Below are 21,774 nucleotides of genomic sequence, written 5' to 3' on the forward strand. Positions count from 1 at the left end.
GGCTCGCCACAGCGGTGCAGCTACACGAGCTCATCCAGACGGCGCCAGAATGCTGCCCGGATGGCCTTGCGGATGTCCTGGAGGTCCGTCTTGGCTTCGCCGATCTTCGCGGCACAGTCCTTGATGAGCACCCGGTCAATGGTCGGCGGGAGGAGCGGCCGCTCGGCCAGGAGCTCGTTGAGTTCGCGCTGGGTGACGCTGCCGTGCCAGTTGTCCGCCAGGCTGACAGCCACCGCTTCTGCACTTTCCACCAGGTCGAACCAGGGGCTCTGGGCCGCCGGGGCCCCGGTTTCGGTCGAATACACAGGCTCGCGGCGAACGGAGCCGGCGTTCGGCACCGGCCGCACGTCCGGCTGGACGCGCCTGGGGCCCGGACTGGGCACCGGCCTCCCTCCCGTGCCGGCCGGACCTGCCGTGCCGGCTGGACCTGCCGTGCCGGCTGGACCTGCCGTGCCGGTTGCGGGAGGGGCGGGGGGACCGGCCGTCCCCGAAGCTTCGGACGCGCCGCCGGACAGGGCGCCGGCATTGGACGAGCCGGCTGCCGACGCTGCCCCTGCCGCAACCGGACCCGAACCCGCACCGGCACTTGCACGAATACCGGAACCGGCGCCTGCCATACCGGGGAGGGCACCCGGGCGGGGGACCGGACGCGGCCCAGGAACTGAACTGTGACCGTTGGCCACGATACTGCCCGCAACCGGCGGGGCGGCGTACGCCGCCACGTCAGCCTCAGTGGGAAAATCAGCAGCCGCTCCGGCGGCACCGGCCCGGTCGGCGGCGTCGCCAGCCGCTTCCCCCGGTTCCGCGATGGCCCAAGCCGTCATCGGCGCAGCCTTGGCAAAGCAGCGGTCCAGGAGCGACTGCGGCAGCGTGGCGATGTCGTCAACCTGCAGCGCCAGGTGCTCCGCTACCGCGGTGACTCCCAGCCGGTGACCCTGGTTTTCGATCCCCAGCAGCACCACCTTCATGCCGAGGTCCTGGGCTGCTTCCACCGCCTCGGCCAAGTCGTCGTCGCCGGACAGCAGGTAGGCGACGTCGGCCGAACGGTTCCGGGCGACACCCACCAGGTCCAGCCCGAGCTTGAGGTCAACGCCCTTCTGCTCGCCGTTGTAGGACATGCGCCCCAGCCGGACCTTGACTCCGGGAAGGAGGCCGATCCGCTTGTGTTCGTCACTGAAAAGGCCGTCCTTGGCGGCGTCATACCAATACATCCGCAGCAGGTCCCGGCTGTCCCGGTCGCTCACAAAATCCTGGATTCCGTCCACCAGGCTCTTGTACTGGACGGAAAACGCCGAACGCAGTGAGTTCCCGGTGACCCGCAGCCCGCCCGTGGCCAGGAGGAACCCTGCGTCAACGAAGATCACACTTTTGCGGCTCATGCTCAGAAGCATAAGTGGTGCAGCCGACAATCCGGCCGCAGACGGGTCACAGCATGGCCACCACAACTGGCGCCCTCCTGATAACCCAGCCAACCCGCCGCCCGAAAACTCAGCATGGAGGGCGGCGCTGGAACCATAGACTTGCACGGTGACTGAAACACCTATGCACTTCACGGCCGGCAACACTCCCGACGCCCCCCGCAGCGACCTCCCGGAGCTGCTGTCCGCCCTCGCCAGGGACCTGCGCAACGCCGGATACACCGTGGACGGTGTGGCAGAGCTGCTCGGTGAGTCCGCCAACGCTGCCCTCGGCCGCGATCAGCTCATCCCGGCGTTGATTGCCACCGAAGCCGCCGAGAAGGGTGACCGGCACGCCGCGGCGCTTGCCGCCGTCGTACGCCTTTGGCTGCTGGCTGTGCCCCAGCGCGCTGACGTGCTCGACGCCGCCCTTCCGGAGATCCGCACGGAGGGCCTCCTGGCGCTGGGGCTGGTCGAAGCGGCCGAGACCGGTTCTGATCCGGATGTGGTCAGGGCGAAGGCCGACCTGCGGCCGTACGGCTGGAGCGGTGACGCCACAGGTGACGCCACAACTGACACGGACGGCAGCGGCGGCGCCGACCTCTGGGTAGCCAGCGACCTCGCGGCGCACCAGCAGCCCGGTGTCCTCCGCCACGACCATGTCCTGGGGATCGGACAGGCCTCCACCACCCTGGTGCGGACCACGATCCGCCGGCCCGTGGCGAGGGCACTGGACCTGGGCACCGGCTGCGGCATCCAGTCCTTCCATCTGCTGCACCACGCGGAGCACGTGACAGCCACGGACATCTCCGCCCGCGCGCTGGCCTTTACCCGTTTCAACCTGCTCCTGAACGCCGAGGCACTGCACATCGATCCGGCCAGCCCCGAAAGCCGGGTCAGCCTGAGGCTGGGCTCGCTGCTGGAACCTGTGGCCGGCGAGACTTTCGACCTCGTGGTCTCCAACCCGCCGTTCGTCATCACGCCCCGGAGCCTCGGCGAGGCTGCCGCGGACCAGTTCACGTACCGCGACGGCGGCCTGCCTGGCGACGATATCGTCGCCTCGCTGGTCCGGGCACTGCCGTCGGTCCTCGCTCCGGCCGGAACAGCCCAGCTCCTGGGCAACTGGGAGGTCGCAGCGGGAACGTCCTGGTCGGAACGGCCGCAAAGCTGGGCCGGTCCGGATGTGGATGCCTGGTTCATCCAGCGCGAACTGGTGGGGCCGGAACAGTACGCCGAGACGTGGCTGCAGGACGCGTCCGAAGCCCGCGACCGTCAGCACTACCAGGATGCCTACGCCGCCTACCTTGACGACTTCGCCTCGCGGAACGTGACGGGGATCGGCTTCGGCATGATCTACCTGCGGCACCCAGCAGACGGCGCCCGGCCAGTCATCAGCCGGTTCGAGGAAATTACGTATCCCATCGAACAGCCCGTGGGCCCGCATCTGGGCGCAGCGGTGGAGCGGGCCGACTGGCTGGCTGCCAACGAGCTGCACGACGCGCACCTGCTGGTGGCAGAGGACGTCACCGAGGAACGGCATCAGCGGCCGGGAGCGGAACACCCTGGCGTGATCCTGCTGCGACAGGGCGCCGGGCTCCGCCGCACGAACCTGCTGAGCACTGAGCTGGCAGGTTTCGTGTCAGCGTGCGACGGCGACCTGTCCGTCGGGCAGATCATCGGCGCCCTCGAAGCGCTGCTGGGTGGGGGAGACGGGTTTGACGGGGACGCATTCCGTGGCGGGCTTCTCGCCGAGGTGCGGAACCTGGTCCGCGACGGATTCCTGCTGCCGGCCTGAACCGGGAGCCGCGTCGCCCGAAACCGCCGTGCCCGCTGGACTGTCCCCCTCGGGGCGGGGCCCCGCGGGGCTGGCCGCCGCGGCGCCGCTGGGAGCGGGGCCGTCCGGGTCATCGGTGTCGGAACCAGTTTGGCCGGCATCGCCCGGGCGGGCCGGTGCCAGGTCCTGGGAACCGAATCGCAATAACACGGTGATGGCGATGGCCAGCGAAACAACCGCGCCGGTTCCGCCGATCAGCAGGAAGCCGGAGCGGACGGGCAGCAGCGCGCCCAGGAGCCCGCCGAGGGCCAACGCCGCAATGGTGACCGCCCGGGTGAGGCCTCCGATCATGGACATTGCCTGGCCCCGGCCTTCTTCGGGGATCCGGAGGATCACGATCGCCCCGAAGCACGCGTTGAGGACGCCGCAGGAGACTCCCATCCCGGTGTAGGCGACAAACATTATGCCCATGCTCGGCACCAGCCCGATGCAGGCCAGAACCGCAGACGTCAGTGCCATGGATCCCAGCAGGATGCGGAGCCGGGCCGGGGGAGTTTTGATCAGGCCGGCCAAGGCGGCCCCGGCAGACATTCCCAGGGCAAAAGCGGCAACGAGCAGGCCGTATTGCGTTTCCGAGGCGCCCATCTCGCCCCGGACCAGGAACACCTCAAGGACGTTGGTCGCTTCCCCCACGGCAATGAAAAACAGGGCGCCGATCACCAGCGCCCACACCAGGCGGTCCCGCCGGATAAGTCTGAGCCCGTCCATCAGGGCGGGCCGGTTCCGGCCCGCGAGATCGGACGCTGTTCCCCTGCGCGTCCGGATGAGGAGGGCACCCAGCCCCATGGCGACATAGCAGGCGCTCGCCACGGAAAACACCAGTACAGATCCGCCCCAGCCGCTCAGCAGCCCTCCCGCCGCAGGTCCGGCCATCCCGGCGATCATGATGGTCGCCTGCATGGTGCCGACCGCGCGGGGTGTCCGCTCCTCACCGACGATCCGGGGCAACAGCGCCTGCCATGTGGGCCCTGCCACCGCCTGGCAGGCGTTGAGCACGAGAGTGAGCGTGAAGAGCGCGGAAATGTAGTTCTCCAGGTAGTGCATGCTCAGGCCCATGCCTGCCACGGCGGCGGCGCTGCCGGCGGAAGCCGCCGTCGCGAGCATCCGGGAATCCCGGGTGTCCGCCAGCCTGCCGGCCCACGGGGCGAGGACCACCAGCGGCAGGGCGGAACACAGAAGATAGAGGGCAACCAGCCAGGAGCCCGCCAAGTGAACCGTTCCGGCCGCGTCAGCCGCCTGCAAATGCAGCATCACGCTGACAAGAACCGCCCCCATGCCGGCGGCAGCCAGGAAGCGGGCGCTGCTTGCCAAAAGGAAGTCCCGGTTTCGCCAGAGCGGTGCATTTTCGCGAAGTAAGGCAGGCGATTGCCCGGACGAGTCCCCCATGTCCGCGAAACTACTCCCCGCCCCATAAGAATGTCAAGCGTTTCTTTCAGAGTTGGCCGATGATCGATAGAATAGAGGAGTGAACGCAGAAACTCCCGAGATGGAGCCAACCGCGCAAGAGGGCGCCAAACGCAGGGTGCGGCCGGAGAAGAAGGTGGAGATAACCGATCCGAAGGCCATCCGCGCGCTTGCCCATGCGGCACGGCTCGAAGTGATCTCGGAGCTGTATTCCACGCAGGTCAGCCGGACTGCCACGGAGCTTGCCGCGCAGACAGGCCTGACCCCGAGCGCCATGAGCTATCACCTGCGCGCCCTGCAGAAGTGGGGCATCGTGGAACCCGCGGCCACCGCAGGCGATGCACGGGAACGGCGATGGCGCGCTGCCGGGTCGGAGTTCACCATCAATTCCGGCGGGGGAGTGGCCAGCCCCGAGTTTGCCGTCCTCGACCTGGAGCTGGATGCCTTCAGGCGCAGGGTCAGTGCGTACGCCAAAGTTAGGGACCAGCGCAGGAAGGACAGTGAGCTGACCGAATCCACGGGCCTCGTGGTGCTGTCCAGCAACCTGCTGTACCTCACCCCGGCACAGCGCTCGGAACTGACCGCGAAGGTCTTTGGACTGCTCAAGGAATACGAGCTTGAAGATCCGGACCACGTCCCTGAAGGGGCTGAACGCATGGCCACAATGTGGTCCTTGATTCCGGACGACCGTAAGTGATTCCCGGCACCTGTTTTCCACATGAATGCGCATCATCCTCCAAAATATGGTGAACTAGGCGAGTATGGGCTCATCTGCCCGAGCCAACCTTTTTCTGTAGGAGCACCGTGCCAAGCAAGGCCAAAACCGGCAAGAAACTCGTGATTGTGGAGTCTCCGGCCAAGAGCAAGACCATCGCCAAGTACTTGGGCGAGGGCTTCATCGTTGAGGCCTCCATCGGTCACATCCGCGATCTGCCGCAGCCTTCGGAACTGCCCGCCGAGCTCAAGAAAACCTCCATCGGCAAGTTCGCCGTCGACATCGAAAACGACTTCAAGCCGTACTACGTGGTGTCCCCGGACAAGAAGAAAAAGGTGACTGAGCTCAAGGCGGCGCTCAAAGACGCCGACGAACTTTACCTCGCAACCGATGGGGACCGCGAGGGCGAAGCCATCGCGTGGCACCTGCTGGAAGTGCTCAAGCCCAAGGTTCCGGTGTACCGGATGACGTTCGGCGAAATCACCAAGGAAGCCATCCAGCGTGCCATGGGCAACCTGCGCGACGTGGATTCGGCGCTGGTGGACGCCCAGGAGACCCGCCGCGTCCTGGACCGCCTGTACGGCTACGAAATCTCCCCCGTCCTGTGGCGCAAGGTGGCGCGCGGCCTGTCCGCCGGCCGAGTCCAGTCCGTGGTCACCCGCATGGTGGTGGACCGCGAACGCGAACGCATGGCATTCAAGGCGGCCTCCTACTGGGACCTCACGGGCCAGTTCGGCGCAGACGCCGGCTCCTTCAAGGCCAAGCTGGCAGCCGTTGACGGTGCCAAGGTGGCCAGCGGCCGTGACTTCAACGACGACGGCGTCCTCACCTCGCGCAATGTCGCGCACCTGAACGAGGAACTCGCCACTTCCCTCGCGGCGGGGCTGCAGGACGCGGAGTTCCGCGTCCGCTCCGTCGACACCAAGCCGTACACCCGCCGGCCGGCCGCCCCGTTCACCACCTCGACTCTGCAGCAGGAAGCCGGGCGAAAGCTGCGGTTCTCCTCCAAGAGCACCATGCAGGTGGCCCAGCGCCTTTACGAAAACGGCTACATCACCTATATGCGTACGGACTCGTCCGCGCTGAGTGACGAAGCCGTGACGGCTGCCCGCCGTCAGGCCTCGGAACTGTACGGCCCGGAGTACGTGCCGCAGTCGCCCCGCGTCTACACCAGCAAGGCAGCCAACGCGCAGGAAGCCCACGAGGCCATCCGCCCCGCTGGTGACTCCTTCCGCACCCCCGCGCAGGTCGCCAAGCAGCTTTCCGGCGACGAATTCCGGCTCTACGAGCTCATCTGGAAGCGCACCGTCGCCTCCCAGATGGGTGACGCCAAGGGATCCACGGCCACCATCCGCCTCGGCGCTGTGGCTGTGGGTGGCACGGCTGACGGCAAGGACGCGGAGTTCTCGGCCTCCGGCACCGTCATCACCTTCCCCGGCTTCCTCGCCGCGTACGAAGAAGGCAAGGACGAAAGCCGCGGCGACGACGATTCCGAGGAAGCCCGCCGCCTCCCGAACGTGGCCAAGGGCGATTCCCTCACCGCCGCGGACATCATCGCCGTGGGCCACGAGACTTCGCCGCCGCCGCGCTACACGGAAGCGTCGCTGACGGCCGAGCTGGAAAAGAAGGGCATCGGACGCCCGTCCACGTATGCCTCCACCATCTCCACCATCCAGGACCGCGGCTATGTGCGTAAGCAGGGCTCCGCGCTGGTGCCGAGCTGGATCGCCTTCTCGGTGATCCGGTTGCTGGAGCAGCACTTCCATGACTACGTGGACTACGAGTTCACCGCAGACATGGAAGGTGATCTGGACAAGATCGCCAACGGCCAGGCCGTTGGCGCCGCCTGGCTCAAGCACTTCTACTACGGTGAAGACGCAGACCCCGGGCTGCTGAGCATCGTGAACAACCTTGGCGAAATCGACGCCCGGGAGATCAACTCGGTGCCCATTGCCGAAGGCATCACGCTGCGGGTCGGCAAGTTCGGCCCGTACCTTGAAAGCACCGTCCCCACGGTGGACCCGAAGACCGGTGAGGTTGTTGAGTCCGCCCGCGCCAACGTCCCCGAGGACCTGGCACCGGATGAGCTCACGGCTGCCAAGGCCATCGAGCTGATGGAGACCGCCGCTCCGGAAGAACGCGTCCTCGGCGAGGATCCGCACACGGGCCACACGGTTGTGGCGAAGAACGGCCGCTACGGCGCCTACGTCACGGAGATCATTCCGGAGATGACCGAGGAGCAGCTGGCCAACCAGCCGGTGGAGTACTACAAGAACGGCAAGCCCAAGCCGCCGAAGAAGCCCGTCAAGGCCAAGCCCCGCACGGGTTCGCTGTTCGCGTCGATGACCGTTGATTCCATCACCCTTGATGAGGCGCTGCAGCTCATGAGCCTTCCGAGGGTCCTGGGCCAGGATGCCGAGGGGAACCCGATCACGGTGCAGAACGGCCGCTTTGGCCCGTACCTGAAGAAGGGCACGGACTCGCGCTCCATCGGCTCCGAAGAGGAGATCTTTACCATCACGCTGGAGCAGGCGCTGGAGATCTACTCGCAGCCCAAGCAGCGCGGTGCCCGTGCCGCCGTCCCGCCGCTCGCCGAGTTCGGTCCGGACCCTGTTTCGGAGAAGAACATCGTGGTGAAGGAAGGCCGCTTCGGCCCGTACATCACGGACGGCATCACCAACATCACCGTTCCCCGTGCCACGTCCCTCGAGGAACTGACCCGGGAACAGGCCGTGGAACTGCTGGCGGAGAAGCGTGCGAAGGGCCCGGCCAAGCGTCCCGCCGCCCGCAAGGCCCCGGCAAAGAAGAAGGCAGCCGCCAAGAAGTAACGGGAGGCCCCGGATGGGATGAATCCTCCCCACCGTCTCCCTAACCTCGCAGGCTCGGTTAGGGAACCCCGGACGGTGTGGGCCCAGGCGTGCTCGCTCGTTCGCCCCATCGTCTCCCTTGCCTCGCAAGCTCGGCCAGGGAACCCGGACGGTGTGGGCCCACGCCTGACGTCCCGCCTGCCGGATTCTTCCCATCCGGCAGGCGGATGGTGATAGGAATTGCGCCCCGCCCGGGAAACGTGGTCGAGTAGATGTATGACTGAACAGCCTGCACCCGCGGAAATCCAGCCCCTGAACGACCTCGAAGAGAAGCTCGCCACAGGTGACCACCCGGATGCCAACCCGGTGGACGTCATCCTGTCCTTCCTCAACAACGAGGTCTACATCATCAGCTCTGACGCCCTCGAAGGCGAAGACGCGCAGGTCGAACCTCTGGTGCTGTCCAACGCCGAGGGCAAGCCCGTGCTGGCCGTGTTCTCGCACCCCAGCCGCGTGGACCAGCAGTTCCTTGACGCGGCCCCCAACGTCCTGGGCACCCAGGGCGCCGCCATTATCGGCAACCTTGGCGACGACCTCGGTATGGTGATCAATCCCGGCAGCGCGTTCGGCTTTGAAATCGACCCCGAGGGCGTGGCCAACATCCGGCGCGACTTCAAGCGCGCGGACCAGCCTTCCGACGGTTCCGACGAAGCAGCAGCCGAGTAACAGCAGCTGTAATCCCGACCCGGACAAGCGAGCCGCCGACGCATTTGCGTCGGCGGCTCGCTATCGGTGAATAATGGCAGAATGCGTCTAGGCGTCCTCGACATCGGTTCAAACACTGTCCACCTGCTCCTGGTTGATGCGCATCCCGGCGCGCGGCCGGTGCCCTTCGCCTCACATAAACGCCCGCTCTCGCTGGTGCAGTTCCTCGATGCCGAGGGAAACATCAACGACGCCGGCCAGCATGAACTCATCGAATTCGTCCTCGAAGCGTGGGAGTTCGCTGCCAAACACAAAGCCCAGGATCTGCTGGCATTCTGTACATCCGCCATCCGCGAAGCCACCAACGGGCCCGCCGTGCTGGCCCGGGTCAAGCACGAAACCACCGTCACGCTCCAGGAGCTCACCGGCAGCGAGGAAGCGTCCATGACGTTCTTTGCCGTCCGGCGCTGGTACGGCTGGGGTGCCGGCCCCATCCTGAACCTCGACATCGGCGGCGGTTCGTTCGAAATGGCGCTGGGCCAGGACGAGCTGCCGGAGCTGGCCACCTCCGTTCCGCTGGGGGCGAGCCGCCTGACCCGGGACTGGCTGGACGAGGATCCGCCCTCGGCGAAGAGCGTCAAGGAACTCCGGCGCTACATCCGGGCAACCCTCAAACCTGCCGTCCGGAGCTTCAACGAGCTGGGCAGGGCCAACGTGGTGGCCGGGACATCCAAGACCTTCCGTTCGCTGGCCCGGATTGCAGGGGCGGCGCCCAGCGTGGCCGGACCGTACGTCAAGCGCGAACTGGGTGCAACGGACCTTGGCATCTGGGCGCAGCGGATTTCGGCCATGAAAACGGAGGACAGGCTGCACCTCCCGGGCGTTTCCGAAGCCCGCGCCAACCAGCTCCTAGCGGGAGCGCTCGTGGCTGAGGCGGCCTTGGAGCTTTTCGAATTCAAGAAGGTCAAGATCTGCCCCTGGGCGCTGCGCGAGGGACTCATCCTTCGCCGGCTGGACCAGTTGATCTTCGAGGGACCCCTTGAGCCGGCATCGCACACCGCGCTTCCGCCGGTTGCTGCCGCCCCGGCTACGTCCGGCACCGCCGCGGTACCGGCCCCGGCAACCGCAGCGGCCCCGGCCCCGGCCGCCGTCTCGACCTCCGTCTCCGACATCCCGGCCCCGGCCGCCGTCGCCGACATCCCGGCCCCTGCCGCCGCCTCAGGCGGGAGGGCCGACTGAGATGAGCGACGGCGTTGAACTTTCCCCTGAAGAGAACCCCACGATCCCGGTGGCGCTGTCCAGCTCCTCTGTCTACCCGCTCAGCGTGCACGATGCTTTTGCCGTGGCGCAGGACCTTGGTTTTGACGGGGTGGAAGTGATGGTCACCAACAATGCCACCAGCCAGAGCCCGCATTCCCTCCTGGAGCTCAGCCACCGCTACCGGCAGCCGATCGTCTCCATTCATGCGCCCACGCTGCTGCTGACCCAAAAGGTGTGGGGATCGGCCTGGAACAAGATCGAAATGTCCTGCCGGATGGCCAGGGAAGTGGGATGCGGCACCGTGGTGGTCCACCCGCCGTTCCGCTGGCAGACCAACTATGCGGAGAATTTTCCCGCCGGCATCCGCCAGCTCGCCGACATGTACCAGGTGCGGATCGCTGTCGAAAACATGTACCCGTGGCGGGTGCGCGGCCGGGAAACCGTTGCCTACCTGCCGCACTGGGACCCTCTGGGGCAGGATTACGACGACGTCACGTGGGACTTCTCGCACGCCGCCACCGCGGGGGTCAACAGCGTGGAGGCCATAAAGGCCCTGGGCAGCAAACTCCGGCACATCCACCTGACGGACGGGTCCGGCTCCGGGCGGGATGAACATCTGATTCCCGGGCGCGGCAACCAGGGCTGCGCCGAGGCCCTGCAGCACCTGGCCGGCAGCGGATTCGACGGCGTGGTGGTGGCGGAGATCTCCACCCGGCGGGCGAAGTTTGCGGGGGAGCGCGAGCAGTGGCTGAACGAAACACTGAGGTTTGCCCGGCAGCACCTCAGCCGCCCGCTGGTCGGTGCGAGGGACACCTAGGCAAGGTATCGCGGGAAACATGCCTCGGGTGTCGACGAAAGTGTCAACGTTGGGTGTCGATACGGGCAGGGCCCGTTCGTATAGAAGGTGAGACGCCGGCACCCGGCCGGCCGAATCCTCAAGGAGGAAACCCAAATGTCACAGTACCTGCTCAGCATCTACCAGCCCGACGGTCCCGCACCGGATGCGGAGTTCCTGGAGCCCATCATGCGCGACCTGGAACGCCTCAACCACGAGATGAAGGCGGCCGGCGCCTGGGTGTTCGCCGCCGGACTCCATCCCGCGGATACCGCCACCGTCCTGCGAAAAGAAGGGGACGACGTGCTCATCACGGACGGGCCCTTCACCGAGGGCAAGGAACACCTCGGCGGGTTCACCGTCATAGATGTCGATGACCTCGACGCCGCACTTGATTGGGGACGCAGGCTGGCGAAAATCGTCACTTTGCCGGTCGAAGTCCGCCCCGTCCAGCACTAGGCGTTCGGGCGCACCCGAATGACCGGACCCGGTTCCGCGGGCGATTCCTCAGCTGAGATATCCCGCATCTTCCGCAGGGAGTACGGCCGCGCCGTGGCAGTCCTGGTCCGCGTTTTCGGCAACATCGACATCGCCGAGGACGCAGTCCAGGACGCCTTCACCGCGGCGGTACAGCGCTGGCCGTCCGCCGGCATCCCGCCCAGCCCGGCGGGATGGATCATCACCACCGCCCGGAACCGGGCCATCGACCGGCTCCGGCGGGACGCCGCCGGACACGACAAGTATGCCCAGGCCGCCCTGCTCCACTCCCGCACGGGAGAGGCCTCCGGCATGGCGCCCGAGGACTGCTGCGGGATGAGCCGGCGGAGGAGGCTGAGATGCGCGATGACACGCTGCGTCTGATCTTCACGTGCTGCCACCCGGCCCTCGGAACCCCCGCGCGAGTGGCGCTGACCCTCAGGCTCCTTGGCGGGCTGACCACCGATGAGATCGCCCGGGCTTTCCTGGTACCCGAATCAACCATGGCCCAACGGCTGGTCCGGGCCAAGGCGAAAATCCGGGATGCCCGGATTCCCTACCGTGTGCCCACCGGCGCGGAGCTGCCGGAACGTTTGACGGCCGTGCTCGCCGTCGTCTACCTCATCTTCAACGAGGGCTACAGCGCGAGCTCCGGCGGGGCGCTGATCCGGGAAGAGCTCTGTGCGGAGGCGGTCCGGCTGGCGCGGCTCCTTGTTTCGCTCATGCCGGACGAATCCGAAGCCCAGGGGCTTCTTGCCTTGCTGCTTTTGATTGAGGCCCGGCGCGCGGCCAGGCTGACGCACGACGGCGGTCTGGTGCTGTTGGCGGACCAGGACCGGCGGCTGTGGAACAGGGAGCTCATCGCCGAGGGCCAGTCCATCGTGCGGCAATGCCTTCGCAGGAACCGGCCGGGACCGTACCAGGTCCAGGCCGCCATCAACGCGGTCCACAGCGACTCCGCGTCAGCCGAAGCAACGGACTGGGAGCAGATCCTGGCGCTGTACGATCAGCTCCTGCAGTTCTCACCCGGTCCCGTGGTGGCGCTCAACCGGGCAGTGGCCGTTGCCGAAGTGCATGGTCCGGCAGAGGCCCTCGGGCTGGTGGAGGGGCTGGACCTGGCAGGCTACGGGCTTTTCCACGCCGTACGGGCGGACCTTCTTCGGCGCCTGGGCCGCGTCCGGGAAGCGAGGGTTGCGTACCGTGACGCCCTGGGACTGGCAGGAAACGCGGCTGAGCGGCGCTTCCTCGAGGGGCGGCTCCACGAGCTGCCTGATGGGGACTGAGCCCAAAAGCCTGGCTTAAAGCGAAAACGCCGGGCGGTCCTGCCGAAGGAATTGGGGGAACCCTTCGGCAGCCGCCCGGCGCCGCGCCGGTTCCGTGGAACCGGCTGTCATCACTCGCACCGGTGAGGCACTTTCCAAGCTACAGAGGCAGTTTGGGTGTTCCAGCAAATTTCCCTGTGCGTAGGCTGGCAATACCCGGCGATGTCTTAGGCAAGCGCTAAAAAGCGAAAGCACCGCTTAAAAGCGAAAGCACCGGCGGCCGTGGCAGGAAAATGGGGGAAACCTGCTGTGGACCACCGGTGCCGGGCAAACATCCCCATGCTTGCCTCATCACTCGCACCCTCAATGAGGTAAGTACTACGGTAGGGGCGCACTTTGTGAGGAAGCTGCGGCAAGCATGTGAGCCACCTGTGAATGGGGCCCGCGCCGCCCCCCGCCCACGGCGGCCGCGGGTCCAGAGAGCAAACCCCGGATGCGACAACCCGGGCCGAACTGCAATGATGGACCAATGAGCAACCGAATCGCATTCCTTGGCTGTGGATCCATGAACGAGGCCATCATGAGCGGCATGCTGGAGGCAGGAACGGACCCGGCTGACATCGTGGCGACCGTCCGGCGTGCGGAGCGTGCGGCCGAACTTGCCCAACGCCATCACGGCATTACGGCCATCGCAGGCGAAGAGGAGCCGGACAACAACAAGCAGGCGGCCACCGGCTCCGACGTCGTGATCCTCGGCGTCAAGCCTGTGGGAATCACCGATCTGGCGCGGGAGATCAGCGGTTCATTGTCCCCGAAGACCATCGTTCTCAGCGTGGCCGCCGCGGTGTCCATCGCACAGCTTGAGGCGGCCCTGCCGGCCGGCCAGCCGGTGATCCGCACCATGCCGAACACTCCCTCCAAACTGGGGCGGGGCGTCGTGTCCGTATCCCCGGGAACCAGCTGCTCGGCCGAGCAGCTGCAGCTGGCCAAGGACATCCTCAGGGGTGCCGGGACAGTGGTGGAGGTGCCCGAGGAGCAGGTGGATGCCCTGTCAGCCATCAGCGGGTCGGGGCCTGCCTATGCCTTCTACCTGGCCGAGGCGATGGCAGCCGCCGGCGTCGAACTCGGGCTTGATCCTGATTTGTCACTGCTGCTGGCCCGGGAAACCGTGGCGGGCGCCGGCCTCATGCTGGCAGAGCCCGGGGCGGACCCGTCCACCCTGCGGAAGGCCGTGACCAGCCCGAACGGCACCACCGAACGCGCCATTGCCACGTTCGACGAGCGCGGCATGCCGGCGATCATCGCCGACGGCGCCCGCGCTGCGGCAGCCCGCGCAGCCGAGATCACCACCCAGCTCGCGTAACCGGGTCGCCCCTGCTGGGTTTTTTGTCCGGATACTGAGGCCAAAACGGGGGTTCCGAGTCTCTATCCGGACAAAAACTACGGCCCGGACAAAACTACGGCCGGGCGGCGAACCGTTCCAGCAGGTCCACGTGCCCGGACACAATCAGCATGTCCCGGGAGGACACCTTGGTTTCCGGCCGTGCGTAGGTGAAGTCCTCGCCGGGTGATTTCACGCCAACAATGGTGACGCCGTACTTGGACCGGACCTTGGATTCGTCCAGGGTAAACCCGACAGTCTCCCGGGGCGGGTACATCTTCACGATCGCGTAGTCGTCGTCGAACTCGATGAAGTCCAGCATCCGCCCGGACACCAGGTGCGCGGCACGAACACCGGCGTCGGCCTCCGGGTAGATCACATGGTTGGCGCCGATCCGGGAGAGGATCTTGCCGTGTGACGGGGTGATGGCCTTGACCCAGAGGTGCTGGATCCCGAGGTCCACCAGGTTTACGGTGATCAGCACCGACGACTCGATGGAGGTGCCCACCCCCACGACGGCGGAGCTGAACTCCTGCGCGCCGAGCTGTCGCAGGGCGTCGATGTTGGTGGCATCGGCCTCGACCACGTGGGTGAGCACCGGGGCCCACTTCTGCACCAGGGTGCGGTCGCGCTCGATTGCCAGAACTTCGCGCCCCTGCTTGACCAGCTGTTCGGCCGTGGACGAGCCGAAGCGGCCCAGCCCGATCACCAGCACGGGGGCGTTGTGGGCGGGGCGGTTTACGGCGCCTGAGGAATCAGCCAATGATGGGCCTCTCTTCCGGGTAGTGGTACAGCTGGCTGCGCTGGCGGAGGGCCAGGGCAGCGGCGAGGGTAACGGTGCCCACGCGGCCGGCAAACATCAGCGCGGACAGGACATAAACGCCCGACGGCGGGAGTTCAGCACTGAGGTTGGTGCTGAGGCCCACGGTGGCGAAGGCTGAGATGGTCTCGAACAGCACCCGGTCCAGGGAAGCGCCGCTGATGTGCAGCAGCATGAAGGCTGAAACGGAAACCAGCGTGGCGCCGGCTACGATCACGGAGATGGCCACCCGCATGGTTCCCTGCGGAATGGTGCGGCCGTAGACCTTCACATCGGCGTCGCCCCGGGCTTCGGCCACGATGGCCAGGAACATCACGGCAATGGTGGTCACCTTGATGCCGCCGGCCGTGGACGCCGAGCCGCCGCCGGCGAACATGAGCGCATCGGTGAGGAGCATGGTGGTGGATTCCATGTGGTTCTGGTCCACCAGGTTGAAACCGCCGGACCGGGTCATGACGGAGGCGAATAGCGAGTGCGTAATTTTGTCGCCGACGTCCATGGACCCGATGGTCCGCATGTTTTCCCACTCCATCAGCCCCCACAGCACGGTTCCGGCCACCAGGAGGATGAACGACACCTGGATGGTCAGCTTGGTGTGCAGGTTCCATTTCTTCCAGTTCAGCCCGTTCTGCTGCAGCACCATCACCACCGGAAAGCCGAGGCTGCCCAGGAAGACACCGAGCATCAGCGGGATCAGGATCCACAGGTCCGTCTCGTAGGGAACGATGCCGTCCGAGTGCGGGGTGAAACCGGCGTTGTTGAAGGCGGAGATCGAATAGAACACGCCGTGCCAGACCGACTGGGGGAAGCTTTCGCCCAGCGTCAGGAACCGGGGGATGAGGGCAATCGCGAGGATGGCTTCGATGACCACTGAGGTGGTGATGACGATCCGCAGCAGGGTGCCCACTTCACCCAGGCGGCCGGCGTTGTTCATGGCTTCCTGCGCGATCAGCTTGCCGCGCACGCCGAGCTTCTTGCTGACCATGAGTGCCAGCAGCGAAGCCAAAGTCAGAGTGCCCAGGCCGCCCACGAAAATGCCGATCAGGATGACCAGCTGGCCGAAGAAGGACCAGTGCACAGCGGTGGATACGACAGTCAGGCCGGTGACGCAGACTGCGGACACGGCGGTGAAGAGGGCCTGGTGCAGCGGGGTGAAGTCGCCGGTGGCGGAAGACGCCGGGAGGGACAGGAGCGCTGTGAAGACGAGGATGACGACACCGAACGCAGTCAGTGCCAGCCGTGCCGGCGACGTGTTGGCGATATTGTCGATGAAGTCGCGGATGCCGGTGAAGATCCACAGGCCTTCACGCTCCGGCATGCCGGGATGCCAGTTAGCCGGGCTCTTGGACCTCGGCTGGCTTTGCGTCATGTGCGGCTTTTCCTCGGTTGAAACTGCTTCCTTCAGTAGTAAACCACTATATTCCGCGCGATGACCGGGAATATCGGCTACCAGGCTCGGGTAGCCTGTCCTTGATGACATTCCTGCCCGGACTCGCTCAGCCCGCCCTGCCAACGACGGTGGTGTGGGACATGGCCATGACTGCGTACAACTTCGGCTACGGGCACCCGATGGCCCCGGAGCGCATGGAGCTCACTGCACGCCTGGCCCAAAGCCTGGGCCTGCTGGACTTGGGGCACGTCACCGTGGCTGCCCCGGACGTGGCCGGCGACGACGAGCTGTGCACCGTTCACAGCCCCGAGTTTGTGGCGGCAGTCCGGCGCGTCAGCTTGAACCCCGACGTCCCCGACCCGGAGCGCGGCCTCGGCACGGAGGACGACCCCGCTTTCTCGGGGATGCACGAGGCAAGTGCCCGGCTTGCGGGCGGTTCACTGCTGGCGGCCCGTGCGATCCTGGACGGCAGCGCCGTTCGGGCAGTAAATTTCGGCGGCGGCATGCATCACGCGTCCCGGGACCACGCCAGCGGCTTTTGCATTTATAACGACGCCGCCCTGGCCATCCGGAAACTGCTCGACGGCGGTGTGCAGCGGGTGGCATATATCGACGTCGACGCCCACCACGGGGACGGGACGCAGAGTATCTTCTGGGATGATCCCCGGGTCCTCACCATCTCCCTGCACGAGACCGGGCTGACGCTGTTCCCCGGTACGGGCTTCGCCAACGAGATCGGCGGCCCCAACGCGCAGGGCAGCGCGGTCAACGTGGCCCTGCCCTCAGGAACGGGTGACGCCGGTTGGCTGCGCGCGTTCCATGCGGTGGTGCCGCAGCTGATCGGCGCGTTCGAACCCGAGGTGATCGTCAGCCAGCACGGCTGCGACTCGCACCGGCTGGATCCCCTTACGCACCTCAACATCAGTGTGGACGGCCAGCGCGAAGCAGCCACCGCCGTCGGGAATCTTGCTGCCCGCTACTGCGGCAACCGCTGGATTGCCACGGGCGGTGGCGGCTACAACGTGATCGGCGTGGTGCCGCGCTCCTGGAGCCACCTGATTGCGGTCGCCGCCGGCCGGCCGGTACCGCTCCGCACCCCGGTTCCCGAGGACTGGCGGCAGTATGTCCAGGACAAGTACGGTGTGTCCGCGCCCGAGCTCATGGGCGACGACGTGGACCTGTGGTGGCGTTCGTGGGAGGTCGGCTTCGATCCCAATGACGAAGTGGACCGCTCGGTGATGGCCACGCGCAAGGAAGTGTTTCCGCTGTACGGCCTGGACCCCTGGTTCGACTAAGTCCCGGTTTGAATAGTTCCTGGTTCGGCCAGGTCCTGGTCCCGGGTTGGGCTAGGCGAGCGGCTTCTCCGTCTGGAACACCACTCCCGCGGCGCCGATGAGCCAGCCCAGCAGGGACAGTGCGAAGGCGCCGATCAGGTCCGTGGACGCGGTTCCCTTGAACAGCCAGAGCACCAGAACAAGCAGTCCCATCACCATGTAGACCACTACCGCCGCCACGATCCGCCCGGACAGCCGGGCGGTGACTTCGGCGGCATTGACGGCAACGCCAGTGTCCGCGTCGCCGGGTTGGAGGTCACGGCGGGTTTCTTCGTCGCGGCGGACCTCGGCAATAGTGAAGCCCAGGGCGGACGCCGTCAGTGAACTCAGCGACGTGGCCAGCACCCCCGCAGCGGTGACCAGCGCCCCGTTCAGCGGCGGTGCGACCGTCCTGCCGTCCGGGACCCAGAACCCCACGCGCAGCAGCACGGAGCCCCAGACCGCCACGAACAGGCCCAGGAACACAAAAGCGATGATGTTGAACAGCTGCTGGCGCAGGAAATCCATGGCCACCCACCCCTCATGTTTGTGCGGCCGCAGCCGGACAGCCCGGGGCAACCGTGAGTCCGTTCTAGCACCGCGGCTGGTAGGGGGCAATGGCCTTTGTGCGCGGGGCGAAATAGTGGATGCCATCCGGCGTATATGTCGCTAGGGTGGATCACATGGTGACAGACGACGTATTTGCCGTCATTGCTGAGGCAACCCGGCGTGACATTCTGGTATCCCTCCGCTCGGGGGACAAAGCAGTGGGGGAGCTGGTACAGGAACTGGATGCCAGCCAGCCCACCATCTCCAAACATTTGAAGGTGCTCCGCGAAGCCGACCTCGTCAGCATGCGCGCCCAGGGCCAGAAGCGCTACTACGCGCTGAACCCCAAACCGCTGGCGGGCGTCGCCAGCTGGCTGGAAACGTTCGACGTCGGCCCGCGTGCCGCCGTCGTCAGCCCACCGGCCGCCAGTTCGCCAGCCGCCCGCATCCTGGAGGAAAAAACCGGGCAGGCTGCCGAGCCCGCGGCGCCGTCGCCCGTACCCGCCGCTGGCGGCGCGGTCCGCCCGGCTGCCGCTGACGTGCCAGGGCTTTCCGCGGGCGGGCAGCTGAGCCCGGCCGTCGCCATCCCGGTGGCCACCGCCGGGGACGACTCAGTGCCGCAGCAGATCGGCCGCACCGTGGGCCGGGCTGCCACGAAGGCCGCCGACCTCATCGCCAACCTGCCGAAGTTCGGCCGCAAAAAGTAGCCCTCAAACCCAACTAGGTAGCAGCAGGTGTCGTTTTGAGCCCTCAAAACGACACCTGCTGCTACCTGGCTGGGCAGGGCGGCGTCGAGTCTCCGATGGCTGCCGGTCCCCCCAATGGTGATCGGCAACTGCAAAGAAGTGCGTTCACGGACCCGGCGTCCACCCGAATCGGGTCGGCACGGGAGGGCGGGCCGTCTGGTCCGAGATGTGGGACGTCGCAGCGCTTTCCCGCACAGCCTCGACACCTTCCACCGCGGCGGAAATGTCGGGATAAGTCCGGGAGAGGGCCAGCACCGTCCCGTTCCCGTCAACAAGCCGTACGAGGAACCCTCCATCGTCGACGCGGACGATCTCAAACGTACCGGGCGTTGAGCGCCAGGGAAGTTCATCGACGGGAACGGCAGCGGGCCCCGCAGGCGCCGGGACAAGTGGGCGATCCCGGTACACGTGTGCACCTATAGCGGCGGAGGGCAGATCCGGGGAAGACTTCGGCATGGTAGCTCCACAATGAGGTTCCAATGGCCGCGTCCTGACCTCGTCTGACTATACGCCCCCAAGACAGCGCCGGGACGTGGGGACCGGCGCATGGGACAGCGCGACAGGCCATTGCTGCGCCGTCGCAGCCGCTCAGCTGTCGGCAGGGAAGAGCCTCGGCGCGACAAGTTCCCCGCTGCTGGCAAGGTGTTCGGCAATATCCCGGAGTTTGATATTGGATCTGGAGCTGGCCCGGGTGAGGAGGAGGAAGGCCTGCTCCGCGGTGAGCTTGTATCGCTCCATCAGGATGCCTTCCGCCTGTCCAATCAGCTGCCGGGAAACCAGCGCTTCGCCGAGCTGATTGATTTTCTGGGAGCCCGCGAAAGCAACGGCGGCGTGCGCGGCAACAAGGAGGCCGACCTGCTCGGATTCGCTGTCGAAGGCATTCGGGTCGGCCCCGTAGAGGTTCAGCGCGCCGAGCCGATCACCTTCAACAAACAACTGGAACGAAAGCATGCTCCGTGCCCCGAGTTTCACGGCGCCCTGAGAGAATTCGGGCCAGCGGTCCTCCCGGCTGAGGTCTGGAACACGAACCACACGGTCCCGGTAAGCCGCGTCCAGGCACGGCCCTTGCCCTGTGGAGCTCTGCAGGGCATCGACACGCCGGGCCAGATCCCCCGACGCGACTTCGGAATCAATCTTCCTCCGGCCCGTGACGAGGCTAATGGAGGCATGCGCGGTACCCGGGATCAGGTCCAGGGCAGCCTGGACGATGCCGGACAGGACGGCATGGACATCATCGTCCTGCTGCAGCTCCCGTGCGAGCTCACTGAGCTGGGCAGCCAGCCCGGACCTGACACGGCCGTTTCCCTGCCCGGTGTTGCTTACCTCTGGTCGGTTCACGCCCATCGCTGGCCTCCGCTGCTCCGTGTGATTCCACAGCGCCCCGCTTTCAGGCATGACATCCGTCGGTGCGCGAAGGCAGATAGCGGTGTGAAAATCTCCTCATTTACAGGGTAGGCCACATCCTTCGAACGAGCCCGGCGGTTCCGGCCGGCCTACTTGCCGAGGATCCGAACGTGGTCGGGGGTGAGCTCGGAGAGTTTGCTCACGCCCAGCAGCGCCATGGTGCGCGTCATGTCCTTCGCCAGGATCTGGATGGCCCGGTCCACACCGGCCCGGCCGCCGGCCATGAGGCCGTACAGGTAGGCGCGGCCGATCAGCGTGAAGTCGGCGCCCAGGGCCAGGGCGGCGATGATGTCCGCTCCGCTCATGATGCCAGTGTCCAGCATGATGGCGGCCTCGGACTTGTCTTTGGTGAAGGCTTCCTTGACGTCGGGCAGCAGGTGGAACGGGATGGGGGCGCGGTCCAGCTGGCGTCCGCCGTGGTTGGAGAGCACCACGCCGTCGGCGCCGTGGTCCACTACCTTGCGGGCGTCGTCCACGGTCTGGATGCCCTTGACCACCAGCTTGCCCTTCCAGGTTTCGCGCAGCCAGTCCAGGTCCTCGAACGTCAGGGTGGGGTCGAACATGGAGTTGATCAGGTCAGCCACCGTGCCGGTGTACCGCGAGAGCGACGCGAAGGTCAGCGGCTCGTGGGTGAGGAAGTTGAACCACCAGGCCGGGCGGTAGGACGCGTCCAGCACGGTCTTGAGCGTGAGGGCCGGCGGGATGGTCATGCCATTGCGGACGTCCCGGAGGCGGGCGCCGGCGACGGCGGTGTCCACGGTGACCATCAGGGTGTCGTTGCCTGCCTTCGCGGCGCGGTCGATCAGTTCGAGGGAGCGGTCGCGGTCCGTCCACAGGTAGAGCTGGAACCAGTTGCGGCCGTTGGGTGCGGCCTCGGCCACATCCTCGATCGACGCGGTGCCCATGGTGGAGAGCGTGTACGGAATTCCGCCGGCCTCGGCGGCCTGGGATCCGGCATACTCGCCTTCGGACTGCATCATCCGGGTGAAGCCGGTGGGTGCGATGCCGACCGGCAGCCGCGACGGCTTGCCCAGGATGTCAGTGCTCAGGTCGATACTGGAGACATTTCGGAGGATACCCGGCCGAAACTCGATGTCCAGGAAGGCTTCGCGGGCCCGGCGCAGGGTGATCTCGGCTTCCGCGGCGCCGTCCGTGTAGTCGAAGGGCGCCTGCGGGGTGCGGCGCTTGGCCAAGTCCCGCAGCTCCCAGATGGTGCTGGCACGCTGCAGCTTCGCGGCGCGGCTGAACTCGGGCTTCTTGAACTGCATGAGCGGGGCCAGGTCGGAGTACTTCGGCACACGGCGCTTCAGGGCAGCAGGCACAGCGGCGGCTGCCCGGTTCACTGCGCCGGTCAGCGAGGCACCGGCCGGGGAGCCTGAGGGTGCGGTGCCGGTGGTGCCGGGCACGTCGGTCGCGTCGGGTGCCGGCGTGGTCTCCGGGTTGTTGGGCTGGATGGTGTGCGTCATTGCTGCCTC

General features: G+C 66.6%; 19 protein-coding genes and 1 pseudogene. 12 read left to right on the forward strand and 8 right to left on the reverse strand.

Annotated features, from left to right (window positions below; all coding sequences use genetic code 11):
- Positions 1-20: 20 nt before the first annotated feature.
- On the reverse strand, positions 21-1,379 hold the full coding sequence (locus tag J2805_RS22640; protein ID WP_309980276.1) for an NYN domain-containing protein: 1,359 nt from the start codon (positions 1,377-1,379) through the stop codon (positions 21-23).
- 163 nt (positions 1,380-1,542) lie between these two features.
- Between J2805_RS22640 and J2805_RS22645 the strand changes: the two genes are divergently transcribed.
- Positions 1,543-3,192, forward strand: a complete 1,650-nt coding sequence (locus tag J2805_RS22645) for a DUF7059 domain-containing protein (protein ID WP_396134467.1) — start codon at positions 1,543-1,545, stop codon at positions 3,190-3,192.
- A 162-nt stretch (positions 3,193-3,354) separates the two neighbouring features.
- On the opposite strand, the pseudogene J2805_RS22650 reads toward J2805_RS22645, so the two are convergent.
- A pseudogene (locus J2805_RS22650) lies at positions 3,355-4,617 on the reverse strand (MFS transporter); the annotation flags it as partial.
- A gap of 79 nt (positions 4,618-4,696) precedes the next feature.
- Between J2805_RS22650 and J2805_RS22655 the strand changes: the two are divergent.
- The 9 genes from J2805_RS22655 to proC all read left to right on the forward strand — a co-directional run bounded on the left by J2805_RS22655 (position 4,697) and on the right by proC (position 14,059).
- Positions 4,697-5,332 (forward strand): ArsR/SmtB family transcription factor, encoded by a 636-nt coding sequence (locus tag J2805_RS22655; RefSeq protein WP_309980278.1) that lies wholly within the window; start codon positions 4,697-4,699, stop codon positions 5,330-5,332.
- A gap of 107 nt (positions 5,333-5,439) precedes the next feature.
- Positions 5,440-8,178 carry a type I DNA topoisomerase gene (topA, locus tag J2805_RS22660; RefSeq protein WP_309980279.1) on the forward strand — a complete coding sequence of 913 codons (2,739 nt, stop codon included), beginning with the start codon at positions 5,440-5,442 and terminating at the stop codon, positions 8,176-8,178.
- A gap of 255 nt (positions 8,179-8,433) precedes the next feature.
- Positions 8,434-8,883, forward strand: coding sequence for an SseB family protein (locus J2805_RS22665; protein WP_309980280.1), 450 nt, complete (start codon positions 8,434-8,436; stop codon positions 8,881-8,883).
- A gap of 81 nt (positions 8,884-8,964) precedes the next feature.
- Positions 8,965-10,101 carry a Ppx/GppA phosphatase family protein gene (locus J2805_RS22670; protein WP_309980281.1) on the forward strand — a complete coding sequence of 379 codons (1,137 nt, stop codon included), beginning with the start codon at positions 8,965-8,967 and terminating at the stop codon, positions 10,099-10,101.
- A gap of 1 nt (position 10,102) precedes the next feature.
- Complete coding sequence (locus tag J2805_RS22675) at positions 10,103-10,939, forward strand: sugar phosphate isomerase/epimerase family protein (protein ID WP_309980282.1); 837 nt, start codon at positions 10,103-10,105, stop codon at positions 10,937-10,939.
- A gap of 135 nt (positions 10,940-11,074) precedes the next feature.
- On the forward strand, positions 11,075-11,416 hold the full coding sequence (locus J2805_RS22680) for a YciI family protein (protein WP_309980283.1): 342 nt from the start codon (positions 11,075-11,077) through the stop codon (positions 11,414-11,416).
- Positions 11,417-11,434: 18 nt separating this feature from the next.
- Positions 11,435-11,818, forward strand: a complete 384-nt coding sequence (locus J2805_RS24020) for a sigma factor (protein ID WP_396134464.1) — start codon at positions 11,435-11,437, stop codon at positions 11,816-11,818.
- The gene (locus tag J2805_RS22685; RefSeq protein ID WP_396134465.1) at positions 11,794-12,717 is read left to right on the forward strand and encodes an RNA polymerase sigma factor; all 924 of its coding nucleotides are present in this window, start codon (positions 11,794-11,796) and stop codon (positions 12,715-12,717) included. Before J2805_RS24020 ends, J2805_RS22685 begins: the two co-directional genes overlap by 25 nt.
- 508 nt (positions 12,718-13,225) lie before the next feature.
- Entirely contained in the window at positions 13,226-14,059 is an 834-nt protein-coding gene (gene proC / locus J2805_RS22690; protein WP_309980284.1) for a pyrroline-5-carboxylate reductase, read from the forward strand.
- A gap of 94 nt (positions 14,060-14,153) precedes the next feature.
- Here the strand turns inward: proC and J2805_RS22695 are convergent, their stop codons facing one another.
- Both J2805_RS22695 and J2805_RS22700 read right to left on the reverse strand, forming a co-directional pair.
- Complete coding sequence (locus J2805_RS22695) at positions 14,154-14,840, reverse strand: potassium channel family protein (RefSeq protein ID WP_309980285.1); 687 nt, start codon at positions 14,838-14,840, stop codon at positions 14,154-14,156.
- Positions 14,833-16,266 (reverse strand): TrkH family potassium uptake protein, encoded by a 1,434-nt coding sequence (locus tag J2805_RS22700; protein WP_309980286.1) that lies wholly within the window; start codon positions 16,264-16,266, stop codon positions 14,833-14,835. The genes J2805_RS22695 and J2805_RS22700 overlap by 8 nt, the downstream gene beginning before the upstream one ends.
- Positions 16,267-16,370: 104 nt before the next feature.
- On the opposite strand from J2805_RS22700, the gene J2805_RS22705 reads away from it, so the two are divergent.
- On the forward strand, positions 16,371-17,582 hold the full coding sequence (locus J2805_RS22705) for an acetoin utilization protein AcuC (protein WP_309980287.1): 1,212 nt from the start codon (positions 16,371-16,373) through the stop codon (positions 17,580-17,582).
- A gap of 51 nt (positions 17,583-17,633) precedes the next feature.
- On the opposite strand, the gene J2805_RS22710 is transcribed toward J2805_RS22705, so the two are convergent.
- Entirely contained in the window at positions 17,634-18,128 is a 495-nt protein-coding gene (locus tag J2805_RS22710; protein WP_309980288.1) for a hypothetical protein, read from the reverse strand.
- Positions 18,129-18,283: 155 nt separating this feature from the next.
- On the opposite strand from J2805_RS22710, the gene J2805_RS22715 reads away from it, so the two are divergent.
- Positions 18,284-18,856 carry an ArsR/SmtB family transcription factor gene (locus tag J2805_RS22715; RefSeq protein WP_309980289.1) on the forward strand — a complete coding sequence of 191 codons (573 nt, stop codon included), beginning with the start codon at positions 18,284-18,286 and terminating at the stop codon, positions 18,854-18,856.
- Positions 18,857-19,000: 144 nt separating this feature from the next.
- Here J2805_RS22715 and J2805_RS24025 read toward each other — a convergent pair whose 3' ends face one another.
- The 3 genes from J2805_RS24025 to J2805_RS22725 all read right to left on the reverse strand — a co-directional run bounded on the left by J2805_RS24025 (position 19,001) and on the right by J2805_RS22725 (position 21,765).
- Positions 19,001-19,351: a YegP family protein gene (locus J2805_RS24025; protein WP_396134466.1), complete on the reverse strand. Its 351-nt coding sequence runs from the start codon at positions 19,349-19,351 to the stop codon at positions 19,001-19,003.
- Between the two features lie 132 nt (positions 19,352-19,483).
- On the reverse strand, positions 19,484-20,233 hold the full coding sequence (locus tag J2805_RS22720; protein WP_309980290.1) for a GAF and ANTAR domain-containing protein: 750 nt from the start codon (positions 20,231-20,233) through the stop codon (positions 19,484-19,486).
- 155 nt (positions 20,234-20,388) lie between these two features.
- Positions 20,389-21,765 carry an alpha-hydroxy acid oxidase gene (locus J2805_RS22725; RefSeq protein ID WP_309980291.1) on the reverse strand — a complete coding sequence of 459 codons (1,377 nt, stop codon included), beginning with the start codon at positions 21,763-21,765 and terminating at the stop codon, positions 20,389-20,391.
- Positions 21,766-21,774: the final 9 nt, after the last annotated feature.

This window comes from Arthrobacter oryzae (genome assembly GCF_031454875.1).
Lineage (GTDB): Bacteria > Actinomycetota > Actinomycetes > Actinomycetales > Micrococcaceae > Arthrobacter > Arthrobacter oryzae_D.

What these genes read in the sequence shown, in the direction of transcription:
- J2805_RS22705 (WP_309980287.1), top strand. Translation starts at nt 16,371, where the DNA reads ATGACATTCCTGCCCGGACTCGCTCAGCCCGCCCTGCCAACGACGGTG.
- J2805_RS24020 (WP_396134464.1), top strand. Translation starts at nt 11,435, where the DNA reads ATGACCGGACCCGGTTCCGCGGGCGATTCCTCAGCTGAGATATCCCGC.
- proC (WP_309980284.1), top strand. Translation starts at nt 13,226, where the DNA reads ATGAGCAACCGAATCGCATTCCTTGGCTGTGGATCCATGAACGAGGCC.
- J2805_RS22640 (WP_309980276.1), bottom strand. Translation starts at nt 1,379, where the DNA reads ATGAGCCGCAAAAGTGTGATCTTCGTTGACGCAGGGTTCCTCCTGGCC.
- J2805_RS22665 (WP_309980280.1), top strand. Translation starts at nt 8,434, where the DNA reads ATGACTGAACAGCCTGCACCCGCGGAAATCCAGCCCCTGAACGACCTC.
- J2805_RS24025 (WP_396134466.1), bottom strand. Translation starts at nt 19,351, where the DNA reads ATGCCGAAGTCTTCCCCGGATCTGCCCTCCGCCGCTATAGGTGCACAC.
- J2805_RS22725 (WP_309980291.1), bottom strand. Translation starts at nt 21,765, where the DNA reads ATGACGCACACCATCCAGCCCAACAACCCGGAGACCACGCCGGCACCC.
- J2805_RS22715 (WP_309980289.1), top strand. Translation starts at nt 18,284, where the DNA reads ATGGTGACAGACGACGTATTTGCCGTCATTGCTGAGGCAACCCGGCGT.
- J2805_RS22670 (WP_309980281.1), top strand. Translation starts at nt 8,965, where the DNA reads ATGCGTCTAGGCGTCCTCGACATCGGTTCAAACACTGTCCACCTGCTC.
- J2805_RS22675 (WP_309980282.1), top strand. Translation starts at nt 10,103, where the DNA reads ATGAGCGACGGCGTTGAACTTTCCCCTGAAGAGAACCCCACGATCCCG.
- J2805_RS22645 (WP_396134467.1), top strand. Translation starts at nt 1,543, where the DNA reads ATGCACTTCACGGCCGGCAACACTCCCGACGCCCCCCGCAGCGACCTC.
- J2805_RS22680 (WP_309980283.1), top strand. Translation starts at nt 11,075, where the DNA reads ATGTCACAGTACCTGCTCAGCATCTACCAGCCCGACGGTCCCGCACCG.
- J2805_RS22710 (WP_309980288.1), bottom strand. Translation starts at nt 18,128, where the DNA reads ATGGATTTCCTGCGCCAGCAGCTGTTCAACATCATCGCTTTTGTGTTC.
- J2805_RS22700 (WP_309980286.1), bottom strand. Translation starts at nt 16,266, where the DNA reads ATGACGCAAAGCCAGCCGAGGTCCAAGAGCCCGGCTAACTGGCATCCC.
- J2805_RS22685 (WP_396134465.1), top strand. Translation starts at nt 11,794, where the DNA reads ATGCGCGATGACACGCTGCGTCTGATCTTCACGTGCTGCCACCCGGCC.